Here is a 21,617-nt window from a genome sequence, read left to right on the forward strand (position 1 = left end):
TGAAGTGCTTTTTATTAAATATTTAGATAGAATTAAAATTTTCTCTGACTAGGTTTTGAAAACCAATTGGATCATTTTCAGGATACATGAACCATGGGTAATTAAACGAAGATACTAAGGTTTTTGAATTTTTATAAAATTTTAATTCCCCCGTTGTACTATCTTGATAAACCTGAACTATTCTAGGATGGTCGAATAAATCCATTGAAATTTTATTTTCAGCATTGGGATTATGTAAAATGAATAGCCCATCAATTAAATCATATGGTTCAACTTTATTTTCTGTATTCTTTAATAATTCATCCCTAAAATTTGATACATTTTCAGGATTACAATCTACCTCAGAAAGAATAGAACTATAATGCCTTACTAAATTTTCATCAATAAATTTATCTTCAATATACTTTGTAACTGGGCGTAAATCTATTTTACCATTTTTCAAATCTTCATAAACATGAAAAATATAATTAATATTTTTTTTATATTTTATATCAAGCTGTTCAGCTAACGAAGTTACTTTTCCTAAAGTTATTTTACTAGAAAAAATAACAGCAGAAATATATTTATATTTATAAACTCCATTATTTTTTAAATTAAATAAATTTATACGCTTTTCACCTTTTTCAGTCATTATAGATTCAATTTGAGTAAAACCATATGATTCATCCATTTTTGACAAATACTTACCATAAAAAGTAGCTACTGCACCATAGTGATTTTCTCTCCCATAATCTAATTGAGCATATGATGTTAGTGCTAGTAAAAATGGTTTATTTTTAACAAAGTCTTTCTTAGAGTAGATTTTTGAATATTTTTTATGTTTACTTAATATAGAGTGAGTATATCTTATGATTGCTACATCTATAATTTCTTTAATTAAGCTTTCATCTTCTTTCCATAATGGTTTCTTTAAACTAAAGTTATTTTTTTTTAGGCTTCTATCCTTATCTTGTACAATTGGACGATTATTTATTTCAGCAACATTAGAACTACATGCCTCAATGCACATTTCAACAGGGCTTGTAACAATAAAATCAGGATTAGGAGACTTATCAAAATCAATAATAAAATTATTTTCCTTTAAAATTGCATACAAATATATTTCCCAAAAAGGCCCATGAAATACTTTTTGAAACTTATAAATAATATCATTATCTCTATCTACAAAACCATCAAACCAATTTCTAATAATAACCTTATGACCTGGGTATTGACTATTATTTAAATCAATAAATTTATTATGTATATTTTTTAAAAAAATTTCTTGAAAAGAAGGCTCCATATTTTTAAAAATAAAATCATCACTACTAAAATTACTTATATATTCTTCTAGCTTACTAAGATCCAAATTATTTTCTTTGGCATCTTTTCTGAGAGCTTCAACAATTTTTTCATGTAGCTTAAAAATATGCATCTAACACCTAATCAACTTCAGTAATTTCCACTGTAAAATAACTTTCTATTTGAATAATACTAAATCTTCGGAATAAATTTCTCATGCGCTTTTTTTAAATACTTTTGAGAACTCTCTTGAGTTACTTCATATTGAAGATGTTGATTAATAAACTGCAACTTGGCACGGGCATTAGCAATAACTTCTGACCATGTTTTAGCCCATACTGTAATATTATGCTGTGCTGAATCATGAATTAAACCTTTAGGTTTATTTCTTTGGTTAGCTTCATCTTGAGCATAGTCGTCTAACTCATTGGAAATAGCTAAAAAGGTCCACTTAGCCGGAATATTATGAAATCGCTCATCTGCGGCAACAGCCGTGGCATATTTTTTGATTTGAACAATAACTTCAGCATCAACTTTTTTGGATGGTCTTTTTAGCTCAACAACCAAATAGTCAAACTCACCGTGCCGTGTTTGATTGACCTTTTTTAGCATCAGATCAATACGTCCAGTTCTGCCATCAGACAGTAGTACGGGATCAATACTTTCAACCGGATCTTCACGATTTCCAAGGATTGATAAATGCTTTTTCAATACTGTCTCTAACCGTTCTTCAGATTGAGATAACGTAAAGTTTTCATCAAAAATCCATGCTTCATTTTCTAGTATTTTGTGTAGCTGGTCTCTTTCAGTGAATACCTTTTTAGTACGCTCACCGAATAGAAGATTTTCTAATTCATCAAGAAAATTTAGTCTATTTGCCACAATTGTGGCAGAAGAAATAATTGAAGACAGTGTTGTATTATCTAATAGCTCAGCCAACTTATCTTGATCCTCTTTCTTTAAATCCAAAACTTCAGTAATAATTTTTTGAACAGATTCTGGATTTTCAGTAATAGCTTGAGCGATTAGTTTAAACATAAATTTCTTAGAAGTCTTTTCAGTTTTTTCAAAATTAGGTAAGAATGTTTGTACATTGGCAGCAAGAATATCAAACACTTCTTGTTCTGCTTTCTCTACAGAGGTAAAACTGTTTTTATCTTGGTAAGGGTAGATATTTTGGTCTTTCCACTCTTGGACAATTCCACTATATTTTTCAGCCATCCTCTTTCTGAAATGTTCTTGAATTGTAGCAACAGCTACATTGATAATCTTTCCTACTGTGGGTTCAAGCTCTCTTAGTGAAAGCACACCTTCATTTTCTAATTCCTGAAAATATTCACTTTTCAGATAAGCAGTAAAGTTAAAGCCTTTCGCTTTTATTCTATGTTTAGGTTCATATTCTTCTAATGAAATCCCTTTAGCAGAACATAAGTTTATGACGCGCTCTGTTTCAATATTCCATTCTATAATAGTTAATTTAACAGGATGCGTTGTGATTTTTCTGCAATCTTCTGTTAAATCATAATCTCTCGAACAAACTTGAACACTTTTAGGATCAATTTTAATACCGTTAAAATTTAGCTGAAGATGCGGAAACTCCGTAAGGAAAACTGCAAAACTCTTTGTTAGCTCGCTTTGTGTTTTTTCTTTTAATAACTCATCAGCTTTCTTGTACAAGTTAGAAATAATAACTTTAGTACCCTTTTGACCTTCATTATTACTTTCTAATGCACTAGTTTTAAATTCTTCAATTTGATTATGGTTGCCAACTATTGAATAAGTACTATAAGAATTCTGATCTACAAATGTAGTATTCCATTCGATATCGGCACCTAAACAAAAAGCTTTAAATCTTCCTCTGCCATTTTGGCCATGCAACGGATGGTGATAAGTTTCTTTTTTAATTTTTTTCCAAGAATCACCAATTTCTCCAAAGTATGTCTTAGCATCTTTAAACGGAATTCCGTTCCCCTGATCTTCAACGACAATCGTATCTAGACCACCTAGGGCGGTTGGGTTAAGTTTTACTGATACAGTTTTAGAAGAAGCATCGAAGCCATTCCAAATTAGCTCACTTAAAGCTTTCGTTGCTGAAGCTTCCGTTAGGGTTTTAATATGTCCTGGTGTAGCGACTATTTTTAAAGGTTTAAAATCTTTAATTTTATTATTCATAACCCTCTACCCAAATACCGTCTAATACAGTACTTACCCAAACAAAAAGATGGCTCATATTGAACCATCTTTAGCTAATCCGTCAATGATTAAAGTTAATAAGAACAGTTATATAAGTATAAATTAATGACTTGTCAACCAAACTTAATACTTAAACTAAAACATACTCAATAACCCCATACCGACTATGCAACGCAGCCAATCCGCACTTCACCTAACTACCTGCGTTCATCTGTCGCTCTCAAACCAAGAACAGCTATAAAAGTAACGGCTAATGATCGCATCTACCTAATCATCCAGTACTTAAGCAAATAAGGATACAAATAGGGATACAAATCAAAAATAGAAATCATTAAACCCAATATTATAAAGACATATGGATCATAGTTCTATTCGCGCAGGGCGCACAAGCGTATCAATAAAAATGAAATTTCGTATCAAGAATCTCTTAGATGCAGCCTCTCCATGAATAAATATTAAATTAATTCACTATCCCTAACTTCGCATTAAGTATTTAAAATTTATTCTTGCAATGAGTAAGAGTATGATTTTTTAAGAATTAAAAATAAATATTAAAGAATTAAAGCTAAAAATAATAATTTACCCTATTACGATTTATTCATTCCAGATCTTATATTTCTGGCGTAACTTTTATGTAAAAAAATAATGTGATCTAGATAACAAATAATTACTACACTTTTCACGATAAATGATTATTTTTTAACCAAATAAGATTTTAAGTCTAAATTAAATATATGATTATTTATCAAAAACTTAAAATCCAAAAATAATCAAATTCAAATTAAAAACTCTAATAAGTGGTATTTTTATTCTAATTAGTTTTTCTAGAGCATTTACTCTTTTTTTTATTGTGTTATTTTTGTCACATGGAGTAACAAATGATATCTGGTTGAAAGGCCGATGTTACCAAAAATTAATACTGAGCATAAATAATACTAATCTGCAGTAAAAAAATTTGTACCTCAAGGAAAGACACACAATGAAATTAAAAACACTTAGTACAGCGATTCTTCTAGCAACTGTGCCAATGACAGGTGCATTCGCAGCAGCTTTAGACCGTTCAGGTCAATCTATTGCCGCTTTCTTACAACCAGGCAACTACTTTGAAGCTGGTATTTCTGTTTTAGATCCTACTGTAGAAGGACAAGAAGCAGGTGCCAGTGCTACACAACGCAATATTTCAGATATGGCTGGTGATTATTATTTTCCAAGTGCCGCCCTAAAATTTCAGCCTACTAATAAGTTCTCATTTGGTATTTTGTACGACCAACCTTTTGGTGCAGATGCTGAATATACAGGTAATAATGTTTTTGTTTCAGATTCAACCAACACAATTTTAGGTCAATCAACTTTAAATAGTCTTGCTAATCAGACTGTTCAAAATACACTAGCTGCAAATGGTATTACTACTCAAGCTATTACAAGTAGCCCAACAACAGTGATTGGTGCATTAGGTGTTCAAGCTGGCTTTTCAGGCGCAGCATTGCAGACCTTTGTACAAAATCAGGTAAATGCAGCAGGTGGTAATGCTGTCGCAGCCGCACAAACAGCTTATGATACTTTATATGCTGGGGGACTAGCTCAGGCACAAGCTCAAATAGCTGGCATTAATGGTTTACTAGGCACTGGAAATACCAAGGTTGAAGTAAATACTCAAAACTTATCATTTATTGCTGGTTTCCAACCGACTGAAAACTGGAATATTTATGCTGGTCCAGTTTATCAAACTGTTAAAGGCAATCTGAGTTTGCGCGGTCAGGCATACAGCATATTCAATGGCTATGATGCAAGTATTAAAGAAACCCATGGTGTAGGTTGGTTAGCAGGTCTAGCATTTCAAATTCCTGATATTGCTTTGAAAGCATCTTTGACTTATCGTTCTGAAATTGATCACGATGTAAATATTAATGAGAGTATCCCAACTTTACCCGCTTTAACATTACTTCCAAATGGTGCAGCTGCAGCAGCAGGGATTGCGGCAGCAAGTGGCGAGACTAAAATCACGACTCCACAATCTGTAAACCTAGATTTTCAAACCGGTATTATGGCAAATACAGTTGCTTTTGCTAATGTTCGCTGGGTAGATTGGTCTAGTTTCTCAATTCGCCCTTATAAATTTGGTCTATTATCTGATGCAGTGGGTCCTCTAGTCCAACGTCCAAATGGTTTTAACTTAGTTGAATATTCTGATGACCAAATTTCAGCAACTGTCGGTGTTGGTCGTAAACTAAGCGAACAATGGGCTGGTAATCTATCAGTAGGTTGGGATTCTGGTGCGGGTAACCCCGTTTCTACTTTAGGTCCTACAGAAGGCTACTGGAATGTTGGTTTAGGACTACAGTTCAGCCCAGCACCAAATTACTTTATCGCTGGTGGTGTGAAATACTTCTGGTTGGGTGATGCAAAAGCCCAAACTGGTGCTCAAGCTGGTGGAAATGAATACGTTGCTAATTTTGAAGATAACAATGCCATCGCATATGGTATGAAAATCGGTTACCGCTTCTAAAATTATTAAATAAATTAATATAAAGGCCATTGTTTACAATGGCTTTTTTACATTACATCTCTTGTTTTTTTAATATCACAATCTATATGTTTTAAATTTGATCAAAAGGAATTACTTGTAGCTTCCTCATTATCTAAGCTTATTACTCTATTTTTTCACTTATAAATCATTAATATACAAAAGTATTGTTAGTACTTTTACTCTATTCAAGTTCATTTTTTGAATTGATCAGTTCATTATCTAATCATAGCTGAGCATTTACTCTTTTTTTATTTATGTTACTTTTCCATGACTTTTAGTTACAAAATGGCATCAGGGAAAGAACTATGAAGCTCAATACCTTATCTATTGCTATCTTTATTAGCACTCTTCCACTTACTTCAGTAATTGCAGGCGGTTTAGACCGTTCAGGTCAATCCATTTCGGCTTTTTTACAGCCAGGGAATTATGCTGAAGCAGGTATTTCTGTTCTAGATCCTGAAGTAAAATCAAACCAACTCAATGTTAGCGATATGGCAGAAGATTATTACTTCCCTTCTGCCGCAATAAAAGTTCAAGCAACTGATAAAATTTCTGTAGGTCTCTTATATGACCAACCATTTGGTGCTGACTCTCAATATGCTTCAACTGCTGGTTCATTTGGTAATGGTACAGAAGGCACTTCTGTAGAAGTAAAAACAAATACCCTCACAGCTTTAATCGGGTATCAGCCAACTGAAAACTGGAATTTTTATGCCGGTCCAGTTTGGCAGACTGTTGAAGCTGATATTAAATTACGTGGTGCAGCTTACTCCTTATTGAGTGGCTACAATATTAAAGTTGATCAAGAAGAAGCATACGGTTGGCTCGCTGGTTTTGCTTATCAAATTCCCGAAATCGCTCTTAAAGCATCAGTAACCTATCGTTCTGAAATTAAACATGAAGCCCAAGCTCATGAAACGTCAGGCTTAGCTCTGTTAGGACAACAGTTACCTGCAACAGGTCATCCATTAAGCCCTGCTAAACCGATATTGGCAACATTGGGTGCTAGAGAAAGCATTGTAGAAGCGACTACCCCACAATCTGTAAACATTGATTTACAAACAGGTATTGCTCAAAACACTTTAGCATTTGCAAATCTTCGTTGGGTACATTGGGACCAATTTGCTGTTAAGCCAGAATTATTAGCGCAAGCTTCTGCGCTTGCTAAAGGCAAAGCACAAAATTTAATCGACTACTCCGATGATCAATGGTCTGCAACCGTTGGCTTAGGTCATAAATTTACTAACAAATGGTCGGGTACAGCAGCAGTTGGATACGATTCTGGCGCTGGTAACCCTGTAACTACTTTAGGACCGACTGAAGGTTACTGGAGTGTGGGTCTAGGCGGTCAATACAGCCCTGCTGCAAACTACTTTATTCAAGCTGGTGTAAAATACTTCTGGTTAGGTGATGCAACTGCACAAACTGGTGGTACTCAGGTAGGTGATTTTGAAGATAACCATGCCATTGGCTATGGTATGAAAATCGGTTACCGTTTCTAATTACGTTAAAATTAGCACTAAATAAAGAAGGGTGCTATTAGCGCCCTTCTCTTATTCTATAAACTTAAATATTAAGCTGGAATATCACGAACTGAAGCATTACGAATTGCTTCTTTCAAGGCATCATAACCATTAATTGGCGGGAATTGTGGGAATTCAGCAATCACATTTTCAGGTGCATCAAACAAGAACCCGTGGTCTGCTTCACCAAGCATCGTGGTATCGTTATATGAATCCCCCGCTGCGATCACGCGGAAGTTCAAGCCATGCAGTGCTTTGACCGCCTGACGTTTTTGATCTGGCTGGCGAAGTTTATAGGCAGAGATCATTCCTGCTTCATCGGTTTCCAACTTATGACAAAAAATCGTTGGCCAATCCAATTGCTTCATCAGTGGATGCGCAAATTCATAGAAAGTATCTGAAAGAATAATCAGCTGGAAATGAGTACTGACCCATTTCACAAATTCTTTTGCACCCGGGAATGGTCCCATATCTGCAATCACTTCCTGAATATCATTCAAGCCTAAACCGTGCTCTTTTAAAATATTCAGGCGCTGTGTCATCAATACATCGTAGTCTGGGATATCACGTGTAGTGGCTTCCAATGCTTTAATTCCAGTTTTTTTGGCGAAGTTAATCCAAATTTCTGGAACTAATACACCCTCAAGATCAAGACATACGATTTCCATGGGTTCTCCCAATGTCAGTGAAAAAATTTGCATTATGATAGCTTAAAAATTGACATTCCATGTGCTGTTTTTTAAATCTATTTAATTCATAAGTATTTATTTTTTAGTGCTAAGCACGCTATTCCAATTCTATTAAAATCGTTGTGAATTAAATTAATATAGGTTTTTAAGTGTCCAAGCCTATACGCCAGGAACTGTCATGACTACAATCCCCACCATTGACCTTGTTGATGCACTTGCATCTGAATATGCTGATAAATCTCCCAGCGAAATTCTGGAACTTGCTTTGAGTCAGCAGGGTGAAATTGCCATTTCATTTTCAGGTGCTGAAGATGTGGTTTTAATTGATATGGCTTCCCATCTAGGCAAACCCTTTCGTGTCTTTAGTTTAGATACTGGTCGTTTGCACGCAGAAACCTATCAATTTATAGAAACTGTGCGTAAGCATTATAAAATTGATATCGAAATTTGTTTCCCAGAGAACGAGGCAATTCAGCAACTTACCACTGACAAAGGTTTATTTAGTTTCTATCGCGATGGTCACCAAGAGTGTTGTGGTATTCGCAAAGTTAAACCGCTACGTAAAAAACTGGCAAGCTTAGATGGCTGGATAACCGGTCAACGCAAAGACCAGAGCCCAGGTACGCGTGATGAAATTCCTGTGGTTCAGGCCGATACAGGTTTTTCTGGACCCGGAAAGCAACTGATCAAATATAATCCCCTAGCTAACTGGTCAAGCGCTGATGTATGGAATTATATTCGTATGATGGAAATTCCTTATAATCCCTTACATGAACGTGGTTTCATTTCTATTGGTTGTGAACCGTGTACACGCGCAGTTCTTCCAAATCAACATGAACGTGAGGGTCGCTGGTGGTGGGAAGAAGCCACTCATAAAGAATGTGGCTTACATGCCGGAAATTTAATAAAATAATTTTTTCAAAAAAAGCCACTGTTTTTAGTGGCTTTTTATTCACTTTTCCTTACATAGAAAGCGGTTCTTTTATTTTTGAAAAAAGATATACTGAAAAAACGGTTTTTATAATTCTAACAAGCCTGTTCAAATAAGAACAGCCAATGAAATTGCAGTGAGGCATTCCACGCTATGCGTCCTTTACACCCTATTGATTTTATTTTTTTGTCGCTAGAAAAACGTCAGCAACCCATGCATGTTGGTGGACTTTTTCTATTTCAGATTCCTGACAATGCCCCTGATACATTTATTCAAGACCTCGTTGCCGATATCCGTAAGTCCAAGTCTCTTCCTGTTGCCCCTTTTAATAATAAACTGAATGGCCTATTTTGGGATGAAGATCAGGAATTTGATTTAGACCACCATTTTCGTCACATTGCACTTCCTCACCCAGCTCGAATCCGTGAATTACTGACTTATATTTCACAAGAACATAGCGCTTTACTTGATCGTGCTAAACCACTTTGGACCTGCAATATTATTGAAGGGATTGAAGGCAACCGCTTTGCCATGTATTTTAAAATTCACCATGCGATGGTAGATGGCATTGCAGGAATGCGTTTAGTTGAAAAATCATTGTCGCAAGATCCAGAGGCAAAAAGTATTGTGCCGCTGTGGTGTGTTGAAGGCCCTCGCGCTAAACGTTCTAAAGAGCCCCAGAAGAAGAGTCGCATAAAAAAAATCATGGGTGCTTTAAAAGAACAATTTGAATCCACCCCAAAAGTCATGTATGAATTATCTCAAACCATCTTTAAAGATATGGGACGTAATCCTGACTATGTTTCAAGTTTCCAGGCTCCAAGCAGTATTTTAAATCAACGCGTGAGTTCATCACGCCGTTTCGCAGCACAATCCTTTGAGCTGGGTCGCTTAAGCAAGATTGCCAAAGCACTCGGTGTGACCATAAATGATGTGGTACTGGCGATTTGTTCGGGTGCATTACGCGAGTATCTGATCAGTCAACAAGCCTTGCCGAAAAAGCCCCTCATTGCCATGGTACCTGCGTCAATTCGTGATGATGATTCCGAGGTTTCAAATCGTATTACGATGATTTTAGCCAATCTGGGCACCCATAAAGAAACCCCATTAGAACGTCTGCAGATAATCCGTCGTAGTGTACTCAATGCGAAGCAGCGTTTTAAACGCATGAACTCAAATCAAATTTTGAACTATAGTGCATTGGTTTATGGGGCGGCTGGTTTAAATATCGTTTCAGGCATGATGCCTACACGTCAAGCGTTCAATATTGTAATTTCCAATGTTCCCGGCCCACGTGAACCGTTATATTGGAATGGTGCAAAACTGGATGCACTCTACCCGGCTTCTATTGTTTTAGATGGGCAAGCTCTGAATATTACAATGACCAGTTATTTAGATAAACTGGAAGTGGGCTTAACAGGCTGTCGTAATGCATTACCTAAAATGCAAAACCTATTGATTCACTTGGAAGATGAAATTCAGCGATTTGAAGAGATCGTGGGTCAAGAAACCCCAAAGTTACAGGCGGTAAGTTAACCGCAGTTTCAAAAGAATAAATATAAATCAATTAGGGGGCGTTTATTCGCCCCTTAATTTTTAATACTACGGCATTGATTTAATAATTGATGGCAAACCGAACGAATCATGGCAGCAGTAATCTGAACTTCTTTACCTTGCTCATCAACGATATAACCTTTCTGTGTTGATTTGTGATCTAAAGCTTTCAAACTTTTTTTAATAACGACTTGGCTCATACTCATGTCATACCTCTTTTTGCTAAGCCAAAAAGGGAGATTTTGGCTTTGGCTACTGTGTATGACTAGTATTAGAAATTACACTTAGAAAGTAAAATTTCAGATGTAACAAGTGTTTAACGACATTCTGTTACAATTTCAACTCAGAATGATATCGTATTGCTCTTGCGTATATAGATTTTCCACTTGGAACTTGATCATACGCCCTATAAAGTGCTCTAAATCGGCCACTGCCGGTGCTTCAGCTGTTAACAATCGGTCAATCACCAAAGGATGGGCAATCACGGTAAATTCACTTTTTGATTCAAAAGCACGCGCATATCTTAAAATTTCTCGAAAAATTTCGTAACACACTGTCTCTGCGGTTTTCACATAACCTCGTCCCTGACAGATCGAACATGATTCACATAACAGGTGCTCTAAAGATTCACGAGTACGCTTACGGGTCATTTCGACCAAGCCAAGCTCGGATACTTGCGTGATTTTAGTTTTCGCGTGGTCACGTTCAAGCATGCGCTCAAACTGGCTCATCACTTCCTCACGATGCTGTGCTTCCTGCATATCAATGAAGTCGATAATGATAATACCGCCCAAATTGCGCAACCGCAGCTGACGAGCAATCACTTGCGTCGCTTCCATATTGGTTTTGAAGACAGTATCTTCCAGAGTCCGACCACCGACATATGAACCGGTATTGACATCAATTGTGGTCATCGCTTCAGTCTGGTCTAGCATTAAATAGCCACCCGACTTGAGAGCTACCCGCGTTTGCAAGGCTTTTTGAATGTCTTCTTCTACATTGTACAAGTCAAAAATAGGACGTTCACCCGGGTAATGCATCAATCTGGTTTGCATACTCGGTACAAATTCTTCGACAAACTCTTGCAACTTGGCATGAATTTCACGTGAATCTACTGAAATCTTGGCAGTATTTTCATTGGCTAAATCACGAATCACCCGTTGCGGAAGCGGAAGCTCTTCAAAAATCAGTGAAGGTACAACAATACTGGTTTGCTTGCGCTGAACAAATTCCCAAAGCTTGGCCAAATATGCCATATCCTGAGCAATTTCTGATTCCGCAATACCTTCAGCAGCGGTACGTACAATCACACTACCCGGTAGTTTATGTTTAGTTTGAATACCGTCAATCATCGACCGTAAGCGATCACGCTCGACTTCAGATTCAATCCGTTGGGAAACGCCAATATGATGACCAAACGGCATGAGCACGAGATAACGCGAAGGAATGGAAAGATCTGTACTTAAACGCGCCCCTTTGGTTCCGAGCATGTCTTTCATCACTTGAACAGTGAGAATTTGACCCGGTTGCAGCAGCTCAAAAACATTCGGGGTCGGCTGGTTACGCGGCCAGACCATATCGTTAATATGCAAAAAAGCGGTACGCGATAAACCAATATCGACGAAGGCAGCTTGCATACCCGGCAAAACGCGGACAATTTTGCCTTTATAAATATTTCCAACCAGACCACGTTTAGCCGTGCGCTCTACGAATAGTTCATTGACCGTACCATTTTGGATTAAGGCCACCCGACATTCCATGGGTGTGACGTTAATCAACAACTCGTCAGACATAATAAGACTCAAAACATTATAAAAATTCTTTTTTTTCAGCCGTTAATTTAGTGCCTTAACCGACTGTAATAACTGTACCGTTTCATATAGAGGTAAGCCTACAACGTTGCTATAACTTCCTTCTATACGAGGAATATAACGTGCTGCAATACCCTGAATGGCATAAGCTCCCGCTTTACCTAGAGGTTCACCTGTTGCCCAATAACTTTCCATATCATCGAGACTTAACTGTTGAAACTCAACCTGCGTTCGTACCACTATACTTGATTTTTTTGTCATTGTACGTACGCAAACACCTGAAAATACATCATGTTCACGACCTGAAATACGTTGCCACATTTCAAAAGCATGTTGTTTAGATTCAGGTTTACCTAAAATTTGCTGATCGACACTTAAACTAGTATCCGCAGCAATAACCACTGCATCGGGAAATTGATCCAAGACCGCTTGAGCTTTGCTGCATGCGAGACGTTCCACATAGGCAGCAACGCCCTCGCCGGCTAAAACTGATTCATCAATCTCGGGACTAAAGATTTCAAATTCCAATCCAAGTTGCTGAAGCAGCTCCCGACGGCGCGGAGAACTCGAAGCGAGAATTAAATGCGCCATTTTCTTAGGAAAAAATAAATAACAGGGAAAACCAACACACTGCTCAATAAAGGCTGCCAGTGTCTTGCAATTGAAAATTGCATACCGCCCATAATTTGAGCCAACCCAGTCATAAACAAATGTGCCAACACCGCCAAGAAGCTAATGATCCATAAATTCCCAAAGGTCAAAATGCGTCGTTCCCGGGTTAAAAACCTGGCGATAAAAGTGATCATCACAAAGGTTAAAGCATTCATTCCCAAAGGAGCATCAACCAAAAGATCGGTAAAAATACCGGTCGCGAAAGCAAACCAGATTCCACACCATGTCGGCTGGCACATGATCCAGAAGAGCATCACCAGCAACATGAATAATGGACGTGCACCCGATACCCCATAGGACAATGGATAAACGATCAGTACTGAACAGATAATAACTGAAAGAATAATAGCAATCAGAGGATCACGTTTATTCTCAGAGCGTAATTTAGCGATCAGCATGCGGTTGCTCCATCGCTAAAGAATCAGAAAAAAGTACCACTACATGATGTCCACCTGCCAATAGCGCGGCTGGAATGACTTCAATTTTGGCAAATTCACCCGAATTATGTCGATTTACTTTAGACACTGTTCCCACGAGGTAACCCGCAGGGAAATGTTCGCCTAAACCTGAGCTATATACTTTTTCACCCACTTTGATGTTGGCGCTGGTTGGAACATATTCCATCTTCAAATGACCTAAATCACCTGTACCGCTAACAATGGCACGCATTCCAGTATGTTCTAAACGTACAGAGAGAGAATGTTCTTTATCGGACAGCAACATGATCCGGCTACTATGCGGATAGACATTGATGATTTGCCCCATAATGCCTTTGTCATCCAAAACCGTTTGACCGACTTTAAGCTGACTGCTTGCACCCCGGTTAATCACAATAATATGTCTAAGTGGATCTGCATCCGTACCAATCACTTCTGCAATTTCCATACGCCCATCAATAATCAGTGGGGTATCGAGCAAACCTCTTAGACGGGTATTTTCAGCAGAAAGTTCAGATAATTTTTGCAGACGAACTTGCGCCTGTAAAAGCTCGGCTTGCATCGCGGTATTTTCACGACGTAACTGGGCTTCAGACTTGGTTTGTTGATTTAGCCATTCTCGCGATAACACTGGATAACTTGCCAAGGCATAAATGGGATTATATGCCGCATACAAGACATCACGTGCGGGCTGAATCACATGTGGCATGCGCCAGTTAAAAAATAGCACAACCCAGCATGTGATGACCGCAATGATAAATGAGCGAAAAGATGGCGGTTGTCTAGAAAACAGATTTGTTTGCACCCGCCTGGTCCTTAACTTAGCCTACAAATAGCATGTCATGATTGGGATTATCAAAGAATTCTAAGACTTTACCACCACCACGTGTCACGCAAGTTAAAGGATCTTCTGCGACAACCACAGGTAAACCTGTTTCTTGTGCAAGCAATTTATCAAGGTTACGCAATAATGCACCGCCACCTGTCAAGACAATGCCACGTTCTGCAATGTCAGAGGACAGTTCAGGTGGTGTTTGTTCAAGTGCAGATTTAACTGCAGAGACAATATTTTGTAATGGATCAGAAATGGCTTGAGTGATTTCATCAGAAGTCACAGTAATGGCACGAGGCACACCTTCTGCCAGGTTACGACCACGAACTTCAATTTCGAGTGGTTTAGCACCTTCATCCGGCAATGCCATCCCCACTTCTTTTTTAATCACTTCAGCAGTGGTTTCACCAATCACGCAGCCATGTGCTTTACGTACGTAGTTAATGATCTGTTCATCAAACACATCACCACCAATACGTAGCGAGTCTGAATAGACACAGCCTTGTAATGAAATAATGGCAATTTCAGTGGTACCGCCACCGACATCCACCACCATTGAACCACATGCTTGCTCAACCGGCATACCCGCACCAATTGCAGCAGCCATTGGCTCCTCAATTAAGCGAACATCACGCGCACCGGCATTAAATACCGCTTCACGGATGGCACGGCGTTCTACCAGTGTTGATTTGCAAGGAACACACACCACAACGCGCGGTGCAGGTGGAAATAAACGTCTTTCATGCACTTTACCAATAAACTGGTTCAGCATGGTTTCAGTCACTTCAAAATCGGCAATCACACCATCTTTCATGGGACGGATTGCGGTAATATTCGCAGGAGTACGACCAAGCATTTGCTTTGCGTCAAGACCTACCGCGGCAACAATTTTTTGTGAACCACTGTGACGAATCGCCACAACCGTCGGTTCATTTAATATAATGCCTCGTCCTGGTGCATAAATAAGTGTATTTGCTGTACCTAAATCAATGGCTAGATCGGGCGAAAACAAGCCAATTAGTCTTTTTAGAATCACGGAGACGTTCTCGATTAAACATTATGTGGACGCAAGGTGGCAACTTTAACTAAATGTGATGATTTGAACAAGTCAATCGCTTATTATAACGTACGATATTTTGAATTTTTTTAATACTGATCAGGTGATGTTATGTCTACAACGGATGCACAGCATTCTGCAGATTTAAATGCACAAACAGTTTCAGCAATCGCCAATCTAGCACGATTGTCGCTAGATGATACGCAATCTGCTGAATATGCTCAAAGTCTAAATAAAATTTTAGGCATGATGGAAACCTTAAAAGGCATTGACACAGAAGGTGTCGAGCCGCTTAAAAGCCCATTTGACCATCCGCAACCCTTACGTGAAGACGTGGTTTCTGAACAAAATCATCGTGAAGAATATCAAGCTGTTGCACCTGCAACTCAAGATGGCTTGTACCTTGTTCCACGCGTGATTGAATAATTTCCAATCAGTCAAACCATTTTTGTTAAATTAAACGTAAAGAATTATTTCTTATGACAGATTTACATCGCTTATCGATTCGTGAACTTTCTGAGGGTTTAGCTGGCTCTAAATTCTCGTCTCGTGAACTCACCGAACATTATTTAAAACGCATTGCAAAAATTGATGCTCAAGTACACAGTTATGTCACGGTTACACCGGAACAAGCCTTAGCTCAAGCTGATGCGGCCGATGCTCTGCGTCAAGCAGGCAACGCAAATATACTGACAGGCGTACCCATTGTACATAAAGATATTTTCTGTACCCAAGGCATTAAAACCACTGCCGGTTCTAAAATGCTGGACAACTTTATCTCTCCTTACGACGCCACCGTTGTAGCGAAAGGTAAAGTTGCAGGTTTGGTGACTTTAGGTAAGGTAAACATGGATGAATTCGCCATGGGTTCAACCTCCGAGTCATCTTATTATGGCGCGACCAAAAACCCGTGGGCACTTGATCATGTTCCCGGGGGCTCTTCAGGTGGCTCTGCTGCAGCTGTAGCGGCTGACCTTGCACCGTTTGCGACCGGTACTGACACTGGTGGCTCAATTCGCCAACCTGCGTCTTTCTGTGGTCTTACAGGCTTAAAACCGACTTATGGCCGTGTATCTCGTTTCGGTATGATCGCCTATGCATCCTCACTAGACCAAGGCGGCCCAATGGCACGTTCGGCTGAAGACTGTGCCTACTTGATGAACGTGATGGCTGGTCACGATGCCAAAGATTCAACCTCAATGGATCAAGACGTAGATGATTACGTTGCGAACTTGAACGCTACTTCGGTGAAAGGTTTACGCATTGGTATTCCGAAACAGTACTTCAACGTTGCCGGTTTAGATGCGGATGTGAAAGCACGTGTGGAAGAATCGTTGAAAAAACTGGAAGACATGGGCGCGACTCTGGTTGAGATTGACCTCAACATGACTGATGCTTATGTTCCAACCTATTACCTGATTGCACCTGCTGAAGCGTCGTCTAACTTACAACGCTTTGATGGTGTTCGTTACGGTTACCGCTGTGAAAATCCGGTGGATTTAACCGACTTGTACAAACGTTCACGTTCAGAAGGTTTTGGTCCGGAAGTTCAACGTCGTATCCTGATTGGTACTTACGCGCTTTCTGCCGGTTATTACGATGCGTACTATGTGAAAGCACAAAAAGTACGTCGTCTCATCCAGCAAGATTTCTTGAAAGCCTTTGAATCTGTTGACGTGATTGCTGCACCTTCTGCGCCAACCACAGCGTATAAAATCGGTGCGAATCTGACACCCGTTGAAATGTACTTGGGCGACATCTACACCATCGCAGTGAACTTGGCCGGTTTGCCAGCCATCAATGCGCCTGTAGGTTTTGACAAAGACAATTTACCTGTGGGCTTGCAGTTGATTGGTAACTACTGGTCAGAATCTCAATTATTGTCTGTTGTGCATCAATACCAGCAAGCAACCGATTGGCATACAAAACGCGCTGCAGTTGCTGAGGAGAACGCATAATGACTCAAGCTCAAAATAATTCTACAAAAGCGGCTAAACCTAAGTCATTATTGATTGATGGCTGGGAAGTCGTAATTGGTATCGAGATTCACACTCAGCTTGCGACCAACTCAAAAATCTTCTCAGGTTCTTCCACTGTTTTTGGTAATGATCCAAATACACAGGCAAGCCTTGTAGACCTTGCAATGCCGGGCGTTTTGCCAGTACTCAACAAAGCAGTAGTTGATCTTGCGATTCGCTTTGGTTTGGGTATTGATGCTTACATCGACCAGGCTTCCGTGTTTGCACGTAAAAACTATTTCTACCCTGACTCTCCAAAAGGCTACCAGATTAGCCAGATGGACAACCCGATTGTGGGCTTGGGTCATGTGGATATTCAGCTTGAAGATGGCACGGTTAAACGCATTGGCGTAACGCGTGCGCACCTTGAGGAAGATGCTGGCAAATCAATTCATGACCAGTTTGAAGGCATGTCAGGTATCGACTTGAACCGTGCAGGTACGCCACTTTTAGAGATCGTTTCTGAACCGGATATGCGTTCGGTTGAAGAAGCGGTTGCTTATATTAAATCAATTCACACCTTGGTGCGTTGGTTGGGTATTTCTGACGGTAACATGGCGGAAGGTTCATTCCGCTGTGACTGCAACGTGTCGTTACGTCGTCCGGGCAATGAATTTGGTACACGTTGTGAGCTGAAAAACCTCAACTCTTTCCGTTTCATTGAGCAAGCGATTAACGTTGAAATTGAACGTCAAATGGATATTTTGGAAGATGGCGGCAAGATCGACCAAGAAACACGTTTGTTCGATCCGGTGAAAATGGAAACGCGTTCAATGCGTTCGAAAGAAGAAGCGAACGATTACCGCTACTTCCCTGATCCCGACTTGTTGCCTGTAATCATTTCTGATGAGCAAATTGAAGTAGCACGTGCTGCGTTGCCTGAGTTACCGAAAACACGTCGTGCACGTTTCATCGCGGACTTTGGCGTGACTGAATATGATGCTCACGTACTCACGCTTTCTCGTGAACTTGCAGACTTCTATGAAGTTGTGGTTGCTTCTGCGGGCGGTGCTGCACAAGGTAAAGTATCGGCAAACTGGGTGATGGGTGAATTCTCGGCTGCCTTAAACAAAGCAGGCCTAGATTTGGCGGATTCTCCTGTAACTGCTGAGAAACTTGGCGGTATGGTGGCACGTATTGTGGACAACACAATCAGCGGCAAGATCGCGAAACAAGTGTTCGGCTTTATGTGGGAAGAAGGCAAAACTGCGGACGAAATTATTGCGGAAAAAGGCTTGAAACAGGAAACTGATACAGGCGCGATTGAAGCGATTATTAAAGAAGTGCTTGCTGCCAACGAGAAAATGGTTGAAGAGTATAAATCTGGTAAAGAAAAAGCTTTCAACGGTCTAGTTGGTCAAGTGATGAAAGCGTCACGTGGTAAGGCTAACCCTGCTCAAGTAAATGAATTAATGAAGAAATTGATTGGTTGATTAACCTTTTAATTTAATTAAAAAAGCCTCGATTTATCGGGGCTTTTTTATATAATGATTAAAATCATAACTTTGAATAATTAGAATGGAATTTATAAATCCCATAGCCGCAATTATCGCACTCATTGTTGCTATATTCTCTATACCTAAAACACTGCATGTGATTAGTGAGCAAAAGCGTAAGAAGTTTCGAGATGAACTAGATTTTTATAAAGAATACTTTGAAAATTATTATCAGAAGAAAGATTCAAGCACTCCTCTTCTAGTTAGAGATAAAGCAGCACATACGCTCACTCGCTCAATATTTATCAATGCAAAATTAGCAAATTACTTTGTTGAACTCCATGAAAATGGTAAAGTTGACTTTCAAAAAGTCATTGATACTTTTCATTTTGGACATAAGTATATTGATATTGATGATCAAAATTTAATATTCAAGCCAACTATTAAAAGATTATTATGGCGTAGAAATCTTTACTATTTTTCTATCATTCCTTTAATTGTTTATATATATGTTTTATATGGAACAGAAGTAGGAGATAGTCTACATATTGTTTTGAAAAGTCTAGGTGCACTATTTACAATAATTTTAATTATTCAACTTTTAGACAAAACACTAAATTTAGAAGAAGCTGAAAAGTTTCTAAAGATAATAAATGCTGCTCAAGATAACACTCAATTTCAAGCCAAGATAGGGACTGATCCTTCTATAGATCTGGTTTCATAAAGCCTACCTCCACTCAAGCAAATGAATTGATTGGTTAAAACTGATTCGTTTTTTAATCTAAAATGAAGCTCTTTTTTGCTCTGGGAACAATAAATTAATTTCCTCAATTTCTTTTGGCTTTTTTATTGAATAATCTACGATCAAGTTAATATATGAAAAAATAGCTGGGTTTATATCATCTAAAACCTCATCACATATAATTCCTGCATGAACATTTGCATTACCAATTAATCGAATATTATCGGCAGCTTGGGCAACTCTTAACGGAATAATTTGTTGCTTTACTAATTCTTCAATTGACTCTTTAATATTTTTCTTATTAACACCTAAATACTCACATAATTTTTCTAATGCTAAGCGTATAAGTGCTACCGCCGAACGAGGTGATAACTCATAAATTAAAGCCGCCTCTTTATAAAGACATTTAACATCCTCGGGCATATCTGGTAAATATTCAGGAATATTTTGATTGGTGATTTCCTGAGTTGGAAATAATCTTGATAACTCAGAATCATTACTTGGTCGTGGGATTCTATTTAAAACTAAAAAATCTGAAACTCCCTTATGATTATACCAAATATTATCCTTGCTACACGATGCGCAATTTGCTTGATGAACTCTAGTTTGAACATTATGTTCATTACCTTGTTCATCATACGTAATAAAAAATAGATTATTCCATTCCATATGAGCAAAAGCCCCACAATGCGGACATTTAAAACTTTTTTGATCTAAGGTAGTCTTTGGTAATTCTGGTAGTTTCATAGTTTTGTCTAATTTTTCATTTTTTCTTATTTAACAGTCATTAATAAGAATCAGCAAGTCTTAAAAGCAATCTATATCATCAAACTCGAAGATTTAGGTTACATTCGCCTATCCAATCTTTCTTTATACGGGACTTCTGAATGCCCTCTCACCACGGAAGAGGGAGTGTCATGTTATTAAGTTGATACGCGTAGTTCTCTCTCCTTTTAGGAGATGAGCAGCACTGCTGCGCAAGGAAGATGATTACCATTTAAAATCCACCATTTTAAACATACAATCAATCCAAACTCTTCACACCAAAAACAATATGACCATCAAAAAAGTATCCTCTATCGCCAAACTTGAAGACTTAGGACGTACTCAACTCTCCAAGTCCTTTTTTATGCGTGACTTTCTCTATAGCGAGATTGCCAATTGGTACGGTGTACCCAACTTTCCCGATCATCCTGATATTGCGATTCGCACAGGTACAGAACTCTGCCAACAACTACTTGAACCATTGCAAGACAAGTTTGGACGCATTGCCATTAGATCTGCTTATCGTTCATCAAACGTGAACCAACTTGGCAACGAAAAAGGTCATAACTGTGCAAGTAATGAGAAAAACTTTGCCAGTCATATTTGGGACTACCCTGACGAAAAAGGCTTTGGTGCAACGGCGTGTATTGTCATTCCACCATTCTTGGAACTTTATGAGAAGAACCCAAGTAATTGGCAACAATTGGCGTATTGGATTCATAACAATTTAAATTATAGCCACCTGCAATTTTTCCCAAAACTATGCGCTTTTAATATTGGTTGGCATGAACAGCCTGCACGGGAAATTTATAGTTATATACAACCGAAAGGCTATTTACTGCGAGATGAAACGGTGAATAAAGAGTTTGAAAAGTTCTATCCGGATTTGGTTTAACTTTATAGATGCCCTCATCCCTCTTGCGAAACAGTATTTCTCGTCCTAGAGGGAGAGGTATTCTGAGAAAGTTTTAAAGAACTGCTTTAAAAGCAAATTCAAGTGATGAGCATCCTCAAGAATATATTCTGATTTATAAAGAATCACGATTATGAATAATAAAATTTCTATTTTATAACTATTTTTTCCTTTAATTTCATCTAACAATCTTCCGCACTCATACCTTTTACATATAAAGATATACTCCTATGTGC

19 protein-coding genes are annotated in these 21,617 nt (G+C 38.5%); 9 read left to right on the plus strand and 10 right to left on the minus strand.

The window, feature by feature from the left end:
* Nucleotides 1–22: 22 nt before the first annotated feature.
* Together E0H80_RS02255 and E0H80_RS02260 are read right to left on the minus strand one after the other, a co-directional pair.
* The gene (locus E0H80_RS02255) at nucleotides 23–1,414 is read right to left on the minus strand and encodes a hypothetical protein (protein ID WP_131362720.1); all 1,392 of its coding nucleotides are present in this window, start codon (nucleotides 1,412–1,414) and stop codon (nucleotides 23–25) included.
* Between the two features lie 59 nt (nucleotides 1,415–1,473).
* Entirely contained in the window at nucleotides 1,474–3,453 is a 1,980-nt protein-coding gene (locus E0H80_RS02260) for an ATP-binding protein (RefSeq protein ID WP_131362722.1), read from the minus strand.
* Nucleotides 3,454–4,453: 1,000 nt separating this feature from the next.
* Here E0H80_RS02260 and E0H80_RS02265 point away from each other — a divergent pair.
* Both E0H80_RS02265 and E0H80_RS02270 read left to right on the plus strand, forming a co-directional pair.
* On the plus strand, nucleotides 4,454–5,980 hold the full coding sequence (locus tag E0H80_RS02265; protein WP_131362724.1) for an outer membrane protein transport protein: 1,527 nt from the start codon (nucleotides 4,454–4,456) through the stop codon (nucleotides 5,978–5,980).
* 326 nt (nucleotides 5,981–6,306) lie between these two features.
* Nucleotides 6,307–7,503 (plus strand): OmpP1/FadL family transporter, encoded by a 1,197-nt coding sequence (locus E0H80_RS02270; RefSeq protein ID WP_131362726.1) that lies wholly within the window; start codon nucleotides 6,307–6,309, stop codon nucleotides 7,501–7,503.
* Nucleotides 7,504–7,574: 71 nt separating this feature from the next.
* Here E0H80_RS02270 and thrH read toward each other — a convergent pair whose 3' ends face one another.
* On the minus strand, nucleotides 7,575–8,192 hold the full coding sequence (gene thrH, locus E0H80_RS02275) for a bifunctional phosphoserine phosphatase/homoserine phosphotransferase ThrH (RefSeq protein ID WP_131362728.1): 618 nt from the start codon (nucleotides 8,190–8,192) through the stop codon (nucleotides 7,575–7,577).
* Nucleotides 8,193–8,391: 199 nt separating this feature from the next.
* Here thrH and E0H80_RS02280 point away from each other — a divergent pair, with 199 nt between their 5' ends.
* Nucleotides 8,392–9,126, plus strand: coding sequence for a phosphoadenylyl-sulfate reductase (locus tag E0H80_RS02280; protein ID WP_131362730.1), 735 nt, complete (start codon nucleotides 8,392–8,394; stop codon nucleotides 9,124–9,126).
* Between the two features lie 171 nt (nucleotides 9,127–9,297).
* Nucleotides 9,298–10,680 (plus strand): WS/DGAT/MGAT family O-acyltransferase, encoded by a 1,383-nt coding sequence (locus E0H80_RS02285; protein ID WP_131362732.1) that lies wholly within the window; start codon nucleotides 9,298–9,300, stop codon nucleotides 10,678–10,680.
* Between the two features lie 53 nt (nucleotides 10,681–10,733).
* Here the strand turns inward: E0H80_RS02285 and E0H80_RS16565 are convergent, their stop codons facing one another.
* The 6 genes from E0H80_RS16565 to E0H80_RS02310 form a co-directional block, all read right to left on the minus strand.
* Entirely contained in the window at nucleotides 10,734–10,904 is a 171-nt protein-coding gene (locus tag E0H80_RS16565; RefSeq protein WP_165494270.1) for a PA1571 family protein, read from the minus strand.
* A 132-nt stretch (nucleotides 10,905–11,036) separates the two neighbouring features.
* On the minus strand, nucleotides 11,037–12,491 hold the full coding sequence (rng, locus tag E0H80_RS02290; protein ID WP_131362734.1) for a ribonuclease G: 1,455 nt from the start codon (nucleotides 12,489–12,491) through the stop codon (nucleotides 11,037–11,039).
* A gap of 42 nt (nucleotides 12,492–12,533) precedes the next feature.
* Nucleotides 12,534–13,100: a Maf-like protein gene (locus tag E0H80_RS02295; RefSeq protein WP_131362736.1), complete on the minus strand. Its 567-nt coding sequence runs from the start codon at nucleotides 13,098–13,100 to the stop codon at nucleotides 12,534–12,536.
* A complete protein-coding gene (gene mreD, locus E0H80_RS02300; RefSeq protein ID WP_131362738.1) occupies nucleotides 13,088–13,579 on the minus strand; it encodes a rod shape-determining protein MreD in 492 nt (163 codons plus the stop codon). Before mreD ends, E0H80_RS02295 begins: the two co-directional genes overlap by 13 nt.
* Nucleotides 13,566–14,423: a rod shape-determining protein MreC gene (gene mreC, locus E0H80_RS02305; protein WP_131362740.1), complete on the minus strand. Its 858-nt coding sequence runs from the start codon at nucleotides 14,421–14,423 to the stop codon at nucleotides 13,566–13,568. Before mreC ends, mreD begins: the two co-directional genes overlap by 14 nt.
* A gap of 16 nt (nucleotides 14,424–14,439) precedes the next feature.
* Nucleotides 14,440–15,486 carry a rod shape-determining protein gene (locus E0H80_RS02310; RefSeq protein WP_067863029.1) on the minus strand — a complete coding sequence of 349 codons (1,047 nt, stop codon included), beginning with the start codon at nucleotides 15,484–15,486 and terminating at the stop codon, nucleotides 14,440–14,442.
* Between the two features lie 132 nt (nucleotides 15,487–15,618).
* Between E0H80_RS02310 and gatC the strand changes: the two genes are divergently transcribed.
* The 4 genes from gatC (at nucleotide 15,619) to E0H80_RS02330 (ending at nucleotide 19,685) form a co-directional block, all read left to right on the plus strand.
* Nucleotides 15,619–15,933: an Asp-tRNA(Asn)/Glu-tRNA(Gln) amidotransferase subunit GatC gene (gene gatC, locus E0H80_RS02315; RefSeq protein WP_067863027.1), complete on the plus strand. Its 315-nt coding sequence runs from the start codon at nucleotides 15,619–15,621 to the stop codon at nucleotides 15,931–15,933.
* A gap of 53 nt (nucleotides 15,934–15,986) precedes the next feature.
* Nucleotides 15,987–17,465, plus strand: coding sequence for an Asp-tRNA(Asn)/Glu-tRNA(Gln) amidotransferase subunit GatA (gatA, locus tag E0H80_RS02320; RefSeq protein ID WP_131362742.1), 1,479 nt, complete (start codon nucleotides 15,987–15,989; stop codon nucleotides 17,463–17,465).
* Entirely contained in the window at nucleotides 17,465–18,958 is a 1,494-nt protein-coding gene (gene gatB / locus E0H80_RS02325; RefSeq protein ID WP_131362744.1) for an Asp-tRNA(Asn)/Glu-tRNA(Gln) amidotransferase subunit GatB, read from the plus strand. Before gatA ends, gatB begins: the two co-directional genes overlap by 1 nt.
* A gap of 85 nt (nucleotides 18,959–19,043) precedes the next feature.
* Nucleotides 19,044–19,685, plus strand: coding sequence for a hypothetical protein (locus E0H80_RS02330; RefSeq protein WP_131362746.1), 642 nt, complete (start codon nucleotides 19,044–19,046; stop codon nucleotides 19,683–19,685).
* A 57-nt stretch (nucleotides 19,686–19,742) separates the two neighbouring features.
* On the opposite strand, the gene E0H80_RS02335 is transcribed toward E0H80_RS02330, so the two are convergent.
* On the minus strand, nucleotides 19,743–20,450 hold the full coding sequence (locus E0H80_RS02335) for a DUF4145 domain-containing protein (RefSeq protein ID WP_131362748.1): 708 nt from the start codon (nucleotides 20,448–20,450) through the stop codon (nucleotides 19,743–19,745).
* Nucleotides 20,451–20,757: 307 nt separating this feature from the next.
* Between E0H80_RS02335 and E0H80_RS02340 the strand changes: the two genes are divergently transcribed.
* A complete protein-coding gene (locus tag E0H80_RS02340; RefSeq protein WP_131362750.1) occupies nucleotides 20,758–21,363 on the plus strand; it encodes a hypothetical protein in 606 nt (201 codons plus the stop codon).
* Nucleotides 21,364–21,617 lie beyond the last annotated feature (254 nt).

Origin of the sequence: Acinetobacter sp. ANC 4779 (genome assembly GCF_004331055.1) — a bacterium.
In the GTDB taxonomy this organism is placed as follows: domain Bacteria; phylum Pseudomonadota; class Gammaproteobacteria; order Pseudomonadales; family Moraxellaceae; genus Acinetobacter.